We start from the raw sequence: 13770 nt of genomic DNA on the forward strand, positions 1-13770 counted from the left end.
CAGCGCCGCCGCGGCCTACGCTGTCCAGAACCGGCCATGGCGTATATTCTTCGCCCGCATCCGCGTCCGTGACCACGCGCGTGGAAGCGCTGTGCGGTGCGACCCACCGCCGCTCTGGGGGAGGGGAACCATGCTCGGTCGACTGGGGATCGGCCCGGATGAGGAAGCGGTCTACCGCGTCATGCTCAAGGACGGGCCGGGAGCCGTCGCCGGGCTCGCCGAGGCCCTGGGGTGGCCCGAGGAGCGGGCGCGTTCCGCACTGGACCGGCTGGCCGCGCTCTCCCTCGTACGGCCTTCGGCGGACGGCGGGCCGGGGCGTCCGGTCGACCCGGAGGTGGGACTGGCGTCGCTGCTCGCCGGCCAGGAGACCGAACTCCTGGAGAAGGAACGGCAGATCAAAGCCAGCCGGATCGCCATGGCCGGGCTGCTCGCGGACATCCGTGCCACCGGGCAGGGCGTCTCCGAGGTGCAGAAGCTGCGGTCCCTGGACCAGATCCAGTCGAAGATCGAGCATCTGGCCGGGACCTGTACGAGCGAGATCGCCGCGTTCGTCCCCGGCGGGGGCCAGAGCGAGGAGCACCTGGAGGCGGCCCGGCCGCTGGACACCTCGACCAGCGACCGGGGGGTACGCCTGCGGTACATCTTCCTCGACAGCTGCCGCAACTCCCCCGCGACCAGGGAGTACGTGGCCTGGTTGGGGGAGCGCGGAGGGCTGGTGCGCACGGTGCCCCGGCTGCCGCTGCGCATGCTCATCTACGACCGCAGCCGGGCGATCGTGCCGATGGACGCCACCGCCGCGGACCAGGGGGCGCTGGTGCTCGACGGCACCGGGGCGCTGACCGGTCTGCTCGCCCTCTTCGAGCAGACCTGGCAGCAGGCGAAGCCGCTCGGGGAGAGCGCGGCCGAGGTGACGGCCGGTCGGGGCGGTGCCCTGAGCCCCCCGGAGCGGGCCGTGCTCGATCTGCTCACGGAAGGGTTCACCGACGAGGCCATCGCCCGCCAACTCGGCGTCTCCGTACGGACCGTACGGCGTGTCACCGCCGATCTGATGCATCGGCTGGGGGCGCGCAGCCGCTTCGAGGCGGGGGTGCTCGCCACCACGAAGGGCTGGGTGACCGTGTGACCGTCGTCGGCCGCTCACGTCCGCCGACCTCCGACCTGTCACCTGCGTCCCCGATCCGGTTGCTCCTGTTCCGAAGAGTGGCAGCGGCTTCTACATTTCCTCTGCACCGGCGAGCTGGAGGTCCTCCAGGGGGCTCCCGGGGCGCAGACCCTCCAGGGGCGCCCCCGGCCGCAGGTCCTCCGGCGCGCTCTCCGGGCGGGTGCGGAACCAGTCGATCGTGGCGGTCAGGCCGCGCTCCGTGGTGAACTCCGCCGCCCAGCCCAGCTCTTCACGTGCCTTCGTGGTGTCGGGGCGGCGGATCGACGGGTCGTCCGTGGGGCGCGGTACGTGCACGATGCCGGATGCGGAACCGGTGAGTTCCCGGATCCACTCGGCGAGCCGGAGGACCGATATCTCTTCCTGGTTACCGAGGTTGACCGGGCCCGCCAGCTCCGATTCCGTCATCCGTACGATGCCGTCGACCAGGTCGGGCACGAAGCAGAGGGAGCGCGTCTGGGAGCCGTCGCCGGCCACGGTGATCGGCTGCCCGGCCAGCGCCTGCCGGATGAAGGTGGGCACCGCGCGGCCGTCGTGGGCGCGCATTCGGGGCCCGTACGTGTTGAAGATCCGGACGATTCCGGTGTCGGTGCCGTACGTACGCCGGTAGGCCATCGTGATCGCTTCCGCGTACCGCTTGGCCTCGTCGTACACCGAGCGCGGCCCGACCGGGTTGACGTTGCCCCAGTAGCTCTCCGGCTGCGGGTGCACCAGTGGGTCGCCGTACGTCTCCGAGGTGGACGCCAGGACGAACCGCGCGCCCTTCTCCCGGGCCAGGTCCAGCAGGTGCCGGGTGCCCTCGGAGCCCACCCGCAGGGTTTCCAGGGGTAGTTGGTGGTAGTCGACCGGGGAGGCGGGCGAGGCGAGGTTGATCACGGCGTCGACCGGGCCCTCGACGGTCTGCGGGCCCGCCGTGACATCGGCCTCGATCAGCCGGAACGCGTCGCCCAGCAGATGGGCCACGTTCTCGGGGAGCCCGTGACGAAGTTGTCGACGCAGAGGACCCGCCAGCCGTCCGAGAGCAGCCTTTCGCACAGATGCGATCCCAGGAATCCCGCTCCGCCGGCCACCACCGCTGTTCTCGTCATCGTCCTTCTTCTCCCTTTCATCCGCACAGACTCCGTCATGCGCACGAGATTTACGCGGCGGAGTTCCATGAGTCCCCCGCTTCTTCTGGGATTTGACCGCAAGGAAACGACTCCCGCAAGCCTGGGTATTTCACGGAGCCGTGGTCGTGTGAGTTCCTCATACGGGATGTGAGAAGTTCACACCCGGTCGGCGGATGGCTTCCTCATGCGTAATCGGTGAGCCCGGCACTACCGGGGCCGTCGCGCTCTCGTGAGACTCGAGGGGTCAACAGCGGAGACGGACAGGGCGGCACAGTGGGGCCGCGTTTCCGGAATTCCGCAGCGCCTGATTCGAGGGGAAGTCCACCGTGTCGCAGAACAGCATCACCGCCGAGAACGTGGAAGAGCTGATCGCGAAGAACATCGCGGAGCGGTTCGCCGACGACCACGAGGTGCTCGGGCTCTCCCAGCACTTCCGCCGCGAGGGGTACGTCAAGCTCCCCGGCCTGGTGTCCCCGGAGGTCTTCGAGGCGGTCGCCGCCGAGACCCACGAGCTGATCGACACCCACCAGAAGCGCATCGACATCCGGCTCAAGGAGACCGGTGACTCCCCGCGCTACATGTCCACGGTCGGCCAGAGGGCCATCGCCACGGACGGCTCGCTGATCCCGGCCGTCTACGAGTCCCCCGCGCTCAAGGAGTTCCTCTCCCGCCTGGCGAAGGAGGAGGTCATGAGCTGCCCGTGGGACGAGGAGAAGTACATCATCACCCGCCAGCACCAGAAGGGTGACACCCACGGCTGGCACTGGGGCGACTTCTCCTTCACCGTCATCTGGCTGATCGAGGCCCCGTCGCTGGAGTACGGCGGCATGCTCCAGTGCATCCCGCACACCGACTGGAACAAGGACGACCCGCGCGTCCAGGAGTACCTCCAGAAGCACCCCATCCGCAGCTACGGCCACGCCAGGGGCGAGCTGTACCTGCTGCGATCGGACACCACGCTGCACCGCACGGTCCCGCTGAACGCCGACAAGACCCGCATCATCCTCAACACCTGCTGGGCCAGCCGCGCGGACCAGGAGAAGGCGGCCACGCACGAGACCATGAACGCGATGTTCGACTGACCCGGAATCGGGACCGAGAACGGGACCGGAAAAAGGAACCGGAAGACGGAACCGGAACCGGACGCGAGCAGAGGACGACGGACGATGGTCAGGATGCCTGCCACGCTTTCCATTACCGCGATGGTGCCCTGTTTCAACGAGGAGGAATGCATAGAGCAGGCATACCTGCGCATCAAGGAGGAGGTGTATCCGTACGGGGACGCCGAAATACTCTTCGTCGACGACGGCAGCACGGACGGCACCCTCTCCATCATCAAGCGGATCGCCGCCCACGACCCCCGCGTCAGCTATATCTCGTTCGCCCGTAATTTCGGACTCGAATCGGCTTTCACCGCCGGATTTTCGTACGCGTCGAAGGAATGGACCGTACAGCTCGACGCCGACCTCCAGTCACCGCCCGCCGAGATCCACAAGCTCACCCGCAGGGCCGTGGAGGGCGACTACGACGCGGTGTTCGCGATCCGCACCGGCCGGCAGGACCCCTGGTACCGCCGACTGGGCACGGTCGGCCACCAGGCCATCGCCACCCGCATCCTCGGCATCGAACTCCCGGTCCACGCCTCGGTGTTCCGGGTGGTCCGCACGGTGGTGGCCCGCAAGGTCGCGGACTGCAGGGTCAGCACGCCCTACTTCCTCGCCACCCTCCCGCTGATCGGCGCGCGGTACACCACGGTGGAGACCGCGCACGCACCGCGCGCGGCCGGGCGGGCCAAGTGGTCGCTGGGGAAGCTGTTCCGGCACGCCGTCGACCTCTTCGTCGGCTTCTCCTACCGGCCGCTCACCCTCATCCACCTCGCGGCCCTGGGCGCGGCGGGCGCGGCCCTGGCCCTGGCGGCGGCCGGCAGCGGGCTCCAGCCGCTCGCGCTGGCCTCCGTCCTGCTGCACACGGCGCAACTGGGCGCCCTCGCCCTGCTCGCCCGCTACCTGGTGCGCATCATGCGCGGCAGCGCCGGGCTCCCGCGCTACCAGATCCGCGAGGCCAACGTGCCGGTACGGCCGGGGGACCACCTCTACGCCGACCCCCACGCCCATCGGAACGAGTCCACCGGCCGGGCGGCGCCCGCGCCGCTGCTCCAGACAGGGAACCTGCCATGACAAAGCCTCACATCCTCGTGCTGGGCGGCGGCGAGGACCAGCTGCCCGCCTACCACGCGGCCCGTCGGCTCGGGTACGGAGTCGTCGGCGTCGACCAGCGCCCGCACGCGCTCGGCGCCTCGGCCGCCGACCTGTTCCTCTGCATGACCACCCGGGCCCCCGAGCGGATCGCCGCCATGGTCGGCCACCTCGACATCGCCGCGGTGATCTCCCCGGCGAGCGACGCCGCCCAGGAGTCGGTGGCCGAGCTGAGCCGACTGCTGGGGACCCCGTACCGGCCGGCCCCGGACGCGGTCCGGGCCTCGGTCGACAAGGGGTACTTCCACGAGGTGCTGGAGGGGCTCGGGCTGCCCACCTACGCCTACGTCCAGTCCGCGGACCCGGTGGAGCTGCGCCTCGCCGCCGCCGCGCTGCCCCTTCCCGTGATCGTGAAGCCGAGCGACTCCTCGGGGAGCAAGGGCGTCCAGGTCGTCGCCTACCAGGCCGCGCTGCCGGAGGCCGTCGCCGAGGCCCGTACGTACTCCTTCTCCGGCGAGGTGATCGTCGAGGAGATGCTGCTCGGCCGCCACCTCTCCGCCGAGGCCTTCCTCCGCGACGCCAAGCTGGCGACCATCGCGGTCACCGAGCGCTCCACCACCGGAGCGCCCCACATGATCACCACCGGCCACATGGTCCCGGCCGAACTGGCCCCGGTCACCGAGATCGCCCTGCGCTCCATGGTGATGGACATCTGCGGTGCGCTCGGCCACACGGACGGGCCGGTCAACTTCGACTTCGTGGTGGACCGCACCGAGGAGATCCGCTTCATCGAGATGGGCGCCCGGCTCGGCGGCAACGGAATGCCCCTGCTCGTCCGGCACGCGTACGGCATCGACACCTACGAGGCCGCACTCCGTCTGGCGCTCGGGCTCCCCTTCGAACTCCAGGCCCGTCACGACAAGAAGACGGCGCTCCAGATCCTGACCACCGACACCGACGGCATCCTGCGCGCCGTCGAGGGCGCCGACGAGGTCCGTGCCCTGCTGGAGACGGCCGAGCTGAGGATCTTCCCGACCCCCGGCAGCCGCGTACGGCGCTACACCCAGGCGGGTCACAAGCTCGGATATCTGCTGCTGGTCGCCGACACCTACGCGGAGCTCCGGGAGGCCCAGACCAGGGCCAAGTCCCTGCTCCGCTTCGAGGTGGAGCCCGACGCGCCCGCCGCTCCCGAACCGGCCGACGCGCCCGCCGCCACCCCCATTCGTGCCGAACTGCTTACGGAGAAGCGTTGACCACGCTCCGGCGCCATGCGCCCTTCCTGATCCTGGCCGGGCTCGCCCTCGCCTTCGCGTCCGTCGTGTGGTTCGTGATGCCGCACGACCGCGAGGTCAAGAGCCTCGGCATCATGCTCTTCAAGCTGGTGCCCTTCGTCCTCGCCACCGAGGCGCTCGCCCAGCTCGACCCCGAGTGGGCCCAGAAGCTCAGACTGCACCTCTTCGCGCCGCTGTGCTTCATGCTCTACTTCCTCTACTTCGTGCCGAAGATCTTCTTCCACGCGGAGAACCACCCCGAGCTCTACTACTACGTCCTGACGCTGACGCCCTTCCTGATCCTGACCTTCCTCTTCTGCTTCCGGATCGGCGGTGGCGCCGCGCACCTGGTGCGCAGGCTCGGCTACGCGATGCTGCTGATCATGCTCTCGGGCCTGGAGGACCTCGCGTACCTCACGATCAACGAGCACACCGACCCGCAGTGGCAGACCATCCCCGAGGTGTGGACCTGGGCCTCCCACATGACGGTCCGGCTCGGCCACCCGGCCAGCAAGTACGAGGCGTTCGCCCTGATCATCACCCATGTCGTGCTCGCCCTGTTCGTGCTGCTCGCCCCGACCCGCTGGTTCGCCGCGCTCGGCCGCCTCGTCCCGCGCCGCCGTTCCGCCGTGTCCGGCACCACCGCCTGACGGCCCGCCCGCAGAAGGGGAGTCGACGAGATGTTCCTCCGAGAGGCCTGGTACGTGCCCGTCACGTTCGCCCGGCAGTACGGGTCCCGGCGCGCCCTGCGCCGCCGCCAGCTCAGCCTGCTGAACCGGATGCTGGCCCACGCCGGGACCCGGGTCCCGTACTACCGGGAGCGCCCCGACTACCGCACCGGGCGACTGCGTTCCCTCGCCGAGGTCGCGAAGCTGCCGGTCATCGACAAGGAGGTCCTGCGGGACCGGCCCCTGGAGGAGCTTCTCGCGGACGGGGCGGAGCCCGGCGCCCTGCCCACCTTCCGCACCAGCGGGTCCACCGGGCGGCGGGTCACCGTCGTCCACGACCACCACAGCCACGACTACCACCTGGCCTCCTGCGTACGCCGGTTCCTGGCGACCGGGCGCTACCGGCCCACCGACCGGCTCTCGCACATCCGGCCCTTCGCACCGCCCTCGCGCGGCTACCAGAAGGCCGGGCTGTTCCGCCGCCACGTCCTGCTCACCGACCGGCCGATGGACGAGATCAAGGCCGAACTGCTCGCCGCCCGGCCGCAGGTCGTCATCGGCTACCCGGTCCATCTGCGGGCCCTGCTGAGGGCGTTGGACCCGGACGAACTCGCCGCCCTGCGCACCACGCTGAAGCTGGTGATGACCGAGTCCGAACTGCTCGTTCCGGACCACCGGGCCCTGCTGGAAAGGGAGTTCGGGGCGCCCGTGCACGACGAGTACTCCGCCTTCGAGGTGCTCAACATCGCCTACGAGTGCCGGTACCAACGGGCCCACCTCGCGGAGGACCGGCTGCTCGTGGAGATCCTCGGCCCGGACGGGGACCCGCTGCCCGACGGGGCGGAGGGGCGGGTGGTGGTGACCGCGTTCATGGAGCGCGCGATGCCGCTGATCCGCTACGACCTGGGCGACGTGGGCCGGATCGACACCCGGCCGTGCCCGTGCGGGCGCCGCTTCAGGACCCTGCGGCTGACGGCGGGCCGCGTCAACGACGCCGTCACTCTGCCCACCGGGCGCCAGCTGTACCCGGACACGTTCCTGCACCTGGCCGCGACCTTCCCCGGCATCGCGGAGTGCGGTGTGGTGCAGGACCGGACGGGCGCGGTGCGGCTCCACGTCGTACCGGACGGGGAACCCTCCGCCGGTGAGTGGGACGAGCTGACCGCGCGGGTCAGGGAACGGCTGCTCGCCGTCGCCGGCTGCGACTTCCCGCTGGAGGTGGCCAGGGCTTCGAGCGTCGAGATCACGGCGGGCGGCAAGGGCCGCTTCGTCACCTCCGAGGTGACGGCGCCCGCTCTCCCCGACGCGGCGGCGGCCTCCGGGCCCGGCCGCCCCGCGCCCGCATGACGGCGGGGCCGCCCGACGGGCAGCGGGGCCGACGCCCCACCCTCCGGTCGCTGGCCTCGCTGCTCGCCGGGCGCACCGCCTTCCGGCTGGCGCTGCTCGGGGCCAACGCGGCCCTGCTGGCGAGCTGGGGGGAGGCCGGGTACGAACCGTACGCCGCGGCCATGGGCACCGCCCAGGTGCTCACCACCCTCACCGCCCTCGGCATCGAGAAGTCCGCGCTGAAGCTCGTGCCCAGGGCGACCCGCACCGGGCCGCAGCTCATCACCGTCCTGCTGCTCTCCGCCCTGCTGCTCACCGGCGCCGCCGTGGTCTGGCTGGGGTGCGCGGCGCTGTTCGCACGCTCCGGCGACGCGGTCGTGCTGGGCCTGCTCGCCGGTCTGTACGCCGCGCTCCTCGGGCTGAACACCGTGCTGGTCGGGCTCTGCCGGGCCCTGGACCGCAACCGTGCCGACGTCCTGAACTTCGCGGCGCTGTCGCTGGTCATCGCCGTCGGGGCGGGGGGAGTGGCTCTGCTCGGCTGGGGGCCCGTGGCCTTCACCGGCTGGATCCTCGGCGGCACGGCGCTCCTCGACCTGGCGCATCTGCCCGCCCTGTACCGGGTCACCGGCAGGCCGGTGCGCGGCGGGGTCGTCCGGCCCGTGGTGACCACCTCCGCCCTGATGGCCTGCGGCGACATCGCGGCGGCGGGGACGGTGAGCCTGCTCTTCATGATGCTCGGCGCCTCCCGGCACCACGAGCAGACCGGCCACCTGTACCTGATGATCCTGGCCTCGTCCGTGCTGCTCAACGGCTTCGGCTATCTGCTGCGGCTCTTCCAGCCGCATGTGTCCCTGACGCTCCGGTCGGTGGACCCCGCCTCGCTGGACCGCAGGGTGGTACGGCGGCTGCTGCCCGTCGCGGCCGCGGGGGCGGCGTGGAGCGCCGGGAGCCTGTGGCTGGCGTGGTGGGCCGAGCGGGCCGCGCTCGTCCCGCCGCCGGTCGTCGTCCTGCTGCTGTACGTGCTGTGCGTCCCGCTCTTCTTCACCGTGGGCAGCCTCAACTACCTGCTGGAGAACGCGACTCCGCGCACCCTGCGGGCCACCGCCGTGAGTGCGCTGGGCGGGCTGCTCTGCGCCGTCCTGCTGGGCCTGGTGCTCGTACCGGCGCTGGGCGCGCTGGGCGCGGTGGCCGCGCTCGCCTCGGGCGAGGTGGCCCACGCGGTGCTCGCCCGCCTCCTGCTCGGCAGCCCCCTGTCCGCCCGGCCCCCGCGCGGGAGCCGCCCCTTCCACGCCCGACGGGAGCCGCCCGCGCACGCCCCGCGGGCCCCCGCGACCACACCCGCCGCACCCGCCGTGCCCGCCGCGAACCCCACCGTGCCGACCGACCTTGGAGCCCCACGATGACCCAGCCTCCGTCGCGCCCCGCGGGACCGCCCGCCTGGCGTGGCATCGTCTACCCCCTGCTGATCTCCGCCGCCGCCGTCGGCGTGCTCGTCGCCGCGCTCGCCTTCGGGCTCGGGGTGCCGGAACCGGGCGGTACGGGCGGCGCCGGAGCCGGGCCGCCCGCCGAGGGCCCGCACGTCGCCGGGACCGTGCTCCGCGTCGTCGTCGCCCTCGCCGCGGTGGCCGCCACCGCCACGGCGGGCGGTCTGCTGGCCCGTAAGCTCGGCCAGCCCCCGGTCATCGGGGAGATCGCCACCGGCCTGCTGCTCGGACCGTCGTTCCTCGCCGGGATCTTCCCCGGCTCGACCGAGCTGTTCTACCCGGAAGCGGCGAAGCCCCTGCTCGGCGTCCTGGCCCAGGTCGGGCTGATCCTCTTCATGTTCGCCGTCGGCTCCGAGTTCGACTCCTCCCAACTGCGGCGCAGCGGACGGGTCGTGGGCGCGGTCAGCCAGGGCAGCATGATCATCCCCTTTGTGCTGGGGGTGCTCTCCGCCGCCCTGGTCTACCGCGAGTTCGCCGGGGGCGGCATCGGCTTCGTCCCCTTCGCGATCTTCCTCGGTACGGCCATGAGCATCACCGCCTTCCCCGTACTGGCCCGGATCGTCCAGGAGTCGGGCCTGGCCCGCCACCCGCTGGGCACCATGGCCATGACCTGCGCCGCCGCCTGCGACGTGATCGCCTGGTGCGCCCTGGCCACGGCCATGGCGGTGGCGACGGCGGGCAGCATCTGGGGCGCGGGCGGCACGGTCCTGCTCGCCGCCGCGTTCGCCGCCGTCGTGCTGATCGCCGGCCGCCCTCTGGTGCGCGCGGCCGACCGGTGGGCGGACCGTACCGGGGTGTCGTCCGCCGTCCGGCTGCTCGCCCTGCTGCTGCTCGCCTTCTCGCTGGCCTGGGTCACCGACCTGATGGGCGTCCACTCGATCTTCGGCGCCTTCCTGGCCGGGATGCTGGTCCCGCACCGTCCGGGCACCGCGCTCACCGCCGTACAGACCCGGCTCGACTCGGTGAACCGGAGGCTGCTGCTCCCGCTGTTCTTCGTCTCCGTCGGCATGACGGTCGACCTCACCGAGGTGACCGGTCACGCGGGCCTGCTCCTGGCCGGGACCGTCGCGGTCGTCACCGCCGTCGTGGGCAAGCTCGCCGGGACCGCCGTCACCGCCCGCACGGCCGGGCTGCCCTGGCGGATGTCGCTCGGGCTCGGCGTCCTGCTCAACGCCCGTGGTGTGACCGAGATCGTGGTGCTCCGCGCCGGACTGGACGCCGGGCTCATCAACCAGAACGCGTTCACCGTGCTCGTCGTGATGGCGGTGGTGACCACCGTCATGACCGGGCCCGCGCTGCACCTGCTGAAACTCTCCCGCCCGTCCGGCGCCGCCCCGGCGGCCGACGGCCCGGCCCCCGCACCCACCCCCGCCCAGGAAAAGGAAATGGAACCGGCATGAACCTCGACCCTTCCGCACCCGTCTCCCTCGTCACCGGAGGCGCCGGCTTCATCGGCTCGCATGTGGCCCGCGAACTCCTGGCCGCCGGCCACCGGGTCGTCGTCCTCGACGACCTCAGCGGCGGCGAGCGCGCCAACGTCCCCGACGCCGCCGAGTTCCGGCACGGCAGCGTCTGCGACCCCGAGGTCGTCGACGCCGTCTTCGCCGCCCACCGCGTCGACTACGTCTTCCACCTCGCCGCGTACGCCGCCGAGGGACTGAGCCACTTCATCAAGCGGTTCAACTACATGAACAACGTCGTCGGCAGCGTCAACCTGATCAACGCCGCCGTCAACGCCGGTACGGTCAAGTGCTTCGTCTTCACCTCCTCCATCGCGGTCTACGGCGCCAACCAGCTCCCGATGAGCGAGGACCTGGTGCCCGCGCCGGAAGACCCGTACGGCATCGCCAAGTTCTCCGTCGAGCAGGAACTCCGCGTCACCCACGAGATGTTCGGCCTGCCCTACATCGTCTTCCGGCCGCACAACGTCTACGGCGAGTACCAGAACATCGGTGACCGCTACCGCAACGTCATCGGCATCTTCATGAACCAGGCCCTGCGCGGCGAGGCGTTCACGGTCTTCGGCGACGGCGAACAGACCCGCGCCTTCAGCTACATCAAGGACGTCGCGCCCTCCATCGCCCGGTCCGTGGAGATCCCGGAGGCGTACAACGAGGTCTTCAACGTCGGCGGCGACCACGTCTACAGCGTCAACCGCATCGCGACCGCCGTCTGCGACGCCATGGGCGTGGAGCTGCGCGTCAACCACCTGCCCGAGCGCAACGAGGTGCGCGACGCCTACGCCACCCACGAGAAGGCCCGCAAGGTCCTGGGCACCGGCGACCGGCACATCGGCCTGGAGGAGGGGATCGGCAGGATGGCGGCCTGGGTGAAGGAGGTCGGCCCGCAGGAGCCCTCGGTCTTCTCCGGCATCGAGGTGGTCCGGAACCTCCCGCCGTCCTGGCGGGCCGCGCTGGAGGAGCGCCGCGCGATCTGAGACGGCGGCGGTGGGCGCACGGGGAGGGGGCCGGCCGCACAGCCGGACCCCTCCCCGCGGTTCAGACCGCGGCCGCCGGCTCGACCTTCACGATCCTGATCTTGCCGTTGGTCTCCGGCGCGATGGCACGTACGGCCTCCACCTCCACGTCGAAGCCGGGAACCGCCTCCCGCACCGCCGCCGCGATCCGCTCCGTCACCGGATCGGCCTCGGCCCCCGCGGCGAGGACCACCCGGACGGTCACCTGCGCCGGGCGCCGCTGCACCAGCTGCATCCGGGACACCTCGGGGAAGCCCTGCACCGCGTACGTGAGGAAGTCGGCGTAGAACTCCCGCCCGTCCAGGTCCCGGAACCGGTCCTGGCTGCGCCCCTGCACCCGGAGCACCACCGGGGTGTGCCGCCCGCAGCCGCAGTCGGCGGGGCCGACGGTCACCCGGTCACCGAGCCGGTAGCGGATCAGCGGCATCGCCTCGCTGTGCAGCCGGGTCACCAGGATTTCGCCCTCCACCTCGCAACTCCCGTCGGCGGGCACGACGGAACCGTCCTCCTGCTCCAGCTCCACCACGACGTCCGCGGCCCGCAGATGCAGGGAGCCGCGCCGGCAGGTGCGGGCGATCGTGAACACCTCCACGGACGCGTACACCTCGTGGCAGCGCGCCCCCAGATGGCCGAGGACCCGGGCCCGGGCGGTCGGCGTCAGCCGCTCACCGCCGAACAGCACCCGCCGCGCGCCCCGGTACCGCACACCCCGCCGCTCCAGCTCCTCCACCACGGAGGCGATCACATGCGGGAAGCCGACCAGGAAGGTGGGCCGGGCCGCGAGGAAGGCCTCGACCTGTTCGTCCAGCGTCGCGCTGGTGTCGATGTGGAAGGTACGGAGCAGCCCGAACCGCTCCAGCGGGTGCCGCAGGAAGGGGGTGACCCGGAAGTAGGCCATCCGGTCCCACGGACGGAGCCCCGCCGCCAGCATGTCGTACAGATAGGACGCCCGCAGATAGCCCAGGTCCCGCTCGGAGTTGCGGATGGTGATCGGGATGCCGGACGAGCCGCTGGTGGTGCCCGCCTTGGTGTTCGCCGGGGTGAAACCGGCCGCGAGCAGCTCCTCGGGGGCCCGCTCGTGGAACTCGGCGCGGTCCAGCACCGGCAGCAACAGCAAGTCCTCCGGCCCCCGGAAGGCGGCCGCGGTCTCCGGTGCGATCAGCTCCCGGTAGCGCGGTACGTCCGCCTGCGCGTGCCGGACCAGCCGCACGAGCAGCCGCCGCCGCTCGGCGTCGAGACGGTCAGGAGCGGCCCGCTCCAGCCGGTGGGTGCGGACGAGGTTGCGCAGGACGGGCACGAGCCGCATGACGGGCGAGACGGCTGACTTCACGGTGTTCTCCCCAGGGTCGGTACGCCGTGCCGGGGGCAGGCGGCGGGGGCGAAGGACCCGGCGCCCTCCGGCCGGACGTGGACGAGCGTGGGCCGGCGCCGTCGCAGCAGCGTCAGCACCGTCGCCCCGTCGAGCAGCCGGGCGTGGACCCGGTCGGTGTTGAGGTGCAGCTCCCCGCAGTCTGCGGGGACACCGCCGAGGTGGCCGAGCCACGGCTCGTACCAGAGCGAACCGGGAGCGGCGCGGGTGCGGGCGGCCACCGCGAGGGGGAAGCGCTCCACGGTCCGGGCCCCGTTCGTCGTCGCCGGACCCGTCAGCTGCCCGGCCTCGCCGACCACGAGCGCGTTCCGCGCAGGCGTGGGGTGCGCGGTGACGTACCGCCCGGCGTCCGTGGCCTCATTGGCGTCCACGGTCTCCGCCGTGCTCGCGAGCACCACCCGCCAGTCGGTGCCATGAGCGCGCACGGGGTCGCGCAGCGCCGGGGCGACCTCGTACACCTCGCGGCCGCCGGTCCGGTGACCGGCCAGCCGCAGCGCCTCGTGCAGCTCCGCGATGTGTTCGGCGGCCGGGCGGCCGGGGTCGCGCCGGGCGAGCAGCGCCGCGCCGAGCGGCATCAGCAGATGGCGCCGCAGCTCGGCCTCGTCGCGGGTCAGCGGCGGCAGGGTGCCGGTCGCCGCGTACCGCTCCCGGTAGTACGGGACCGTGGCGACGGCCCGGCGCACGGCGCGTGCGTAACGGTGTCGGCCGCGCAT

11 protein-coding genes and 1 pseudogene are annotated in these 13770 nt (G+C 71.9%); 9 read left to right on the forward strand and 3 right to left on the reverse strand.

Annotated elements, in window-relative coordinates; all coding sequences use genetic code 11:
• The first annotated feature begins 130 nt into the window (after positions 1-130).
• Positions 131-1123 (forward strand): LuxR C-terminal-related transcriptional regulator, encoded by a 993-nt coding sequence (locus DJ476_RS20330; protein WP_103420939.1) that lies wholly within the window; start codon positions 131-133, stop codon positions 1121-1123.
• 90 nt (positions 1124-1213) lie between these two features.
• Here DJ476_RS20330 and DJ476_RS20335 read toward each other — a convergent pair.
• Positions 1214-2247 (reverse strand): annotated as a pseudogene (locus DJ476_RS20335) (UDP-glucuronic acid decarboxylase family protein).
• Positions 2248-2594: 347 nt separating this feature from the next.
• Between DJ476_RS20335 and DJ476_RS20340 the strand changes: the two are divergent.
• The 8 genes from DJ476_RS20340 (at position 2595) to DJ476_RS20375 (ending at position 11649) form a co-directional block, all read left to right on the forward strand.
• Entirely contained in the window at positions 2595-3350 is a 756-nt protein-coding gene (locus tag DJ476_RS20340; protein ID WP_112491229.1) for a HalD/BesD family halogenase, read from the forward strand.
• A gap of 93 nt (positions 3351-3443) precedes the next feature.
• A complete protein-coding gene (locus DJ476_RS20345; protein WP_318294751.1) occupies positions 3444-4445 on the forward strand; it encodes a glycosyltransferase family 2 protein in 1002 nt (333 codons plus the stop codon).
• A complete protein-coding gene (locus DJ476_RS20350) occupies positions 4442-5716 on the forward strand; it encodes an ATP-grasp domain-containing protein (protein ID WP_112491231.1) in 1275 nt (424 codons plus the stop codon). The genes DJ476_RS20345 and DJ476_RS20350 overlap by 4 nt, the downstream gene beginning before the upstream one ends.
• A complete protein-coding gene (locus DJ476_RS20355; RefSeq protein WP_070203569.1) occupies positions 5713-6384 on the forward strand; it encodes a hypothetical protein in 672 nt (223 codons plus the stop codon). Before DJ476_RS20350 ends, DJ476_RS20355 begins: the two co-directional genes overlap by 4 nt.
• Positions 6385-6414: 30 nt before the next feature.
• On the forward strand, positions 6415-7749 hold the full coding sequence (locus DJ476_RS20360; protein WP_112491232.1) for a phenylacetate--CoA ligase family protein: 1335 nt from the start codon (positions 6415-6417) through the stop codon (positions 7747-7749).
• Positions 7746-9131: an oligosaccharide flippase family protein gene (locus DJ476_RS20365; protein WP_112491233.1), complete on the forward strand. Its 1386-nt coding sequence runs from the start codon at positions 7746-7748 to the stop codon at positions 9129-9131. The genes DJ476_RS20360 and DJ476_RS20365 overlap by 4 nt, the downstream gene beginning before the upstream one ends.
• The gene (locus DJ476_RS20370) at positions 9128-10612 is read left to right on the forward strand and encodes a cation:proton antiporter (protein WP_112491234.1); all 1485 of its coding nucleotides are present in this window, start codon (positions 9128-9130) and stop codon (positions 10610-10612) included. The genes DJ476_RS20365 and DJ476_RS20370 overlap by 4 nt, the downstream gene beginning before the upstream one ends.
• Entirely contained in the window at positions 10609-11649 is a 1041-nt protein-coding gene (locus DJ476_RS20375; protein WP_103420923.1) for an NAD-dependent epimerase/dehydratase family protein, read from the forward strand. The genes DJ476_RS20370 and DJ476_RS20375 overlap by 4 nt, the downstream gene beginning before the upstream one ends.
• A gap of 61 nt (positions 11650-11710) precedes the next feature.
• Here DJ476_RS20375 and DJ476_RS20380 read toward each other — a convergent pair whose 3' ends face one another.
• A complete protein-coding gene (locus tag DJ476_RS20380) occupies positions 11711-13018 on the reverse strand; it encodes a phenylacetate--CoA ligase family protein (RefSeq protein WP_112491235.1) in 1308 nt (435 codons plus the stop codon).
• Positions 13015-13770, reverse strand: a complete 756-nt coding sequence (locus DJ476_RS20385) for a hypothetical protein (RefSeq protein ID WP_241565747.1) — start codon at positions 13768-13770, stop codon at positions 13015-13017. Before DJ476_RS20385 ends, DJ476_RS20380 begins: the two co-directional genes overlap by 4 nt.

Origin of the sequence: Streptomyces bacillaris (genome assembly GCF_003268675.1) — a bacterium.
GTDB lineage: Bacteria > Actinomycetota > Actinomycetes > Streptomycetales > Streptomycetaceae > Streptomyces > Streptomyces bacillaris.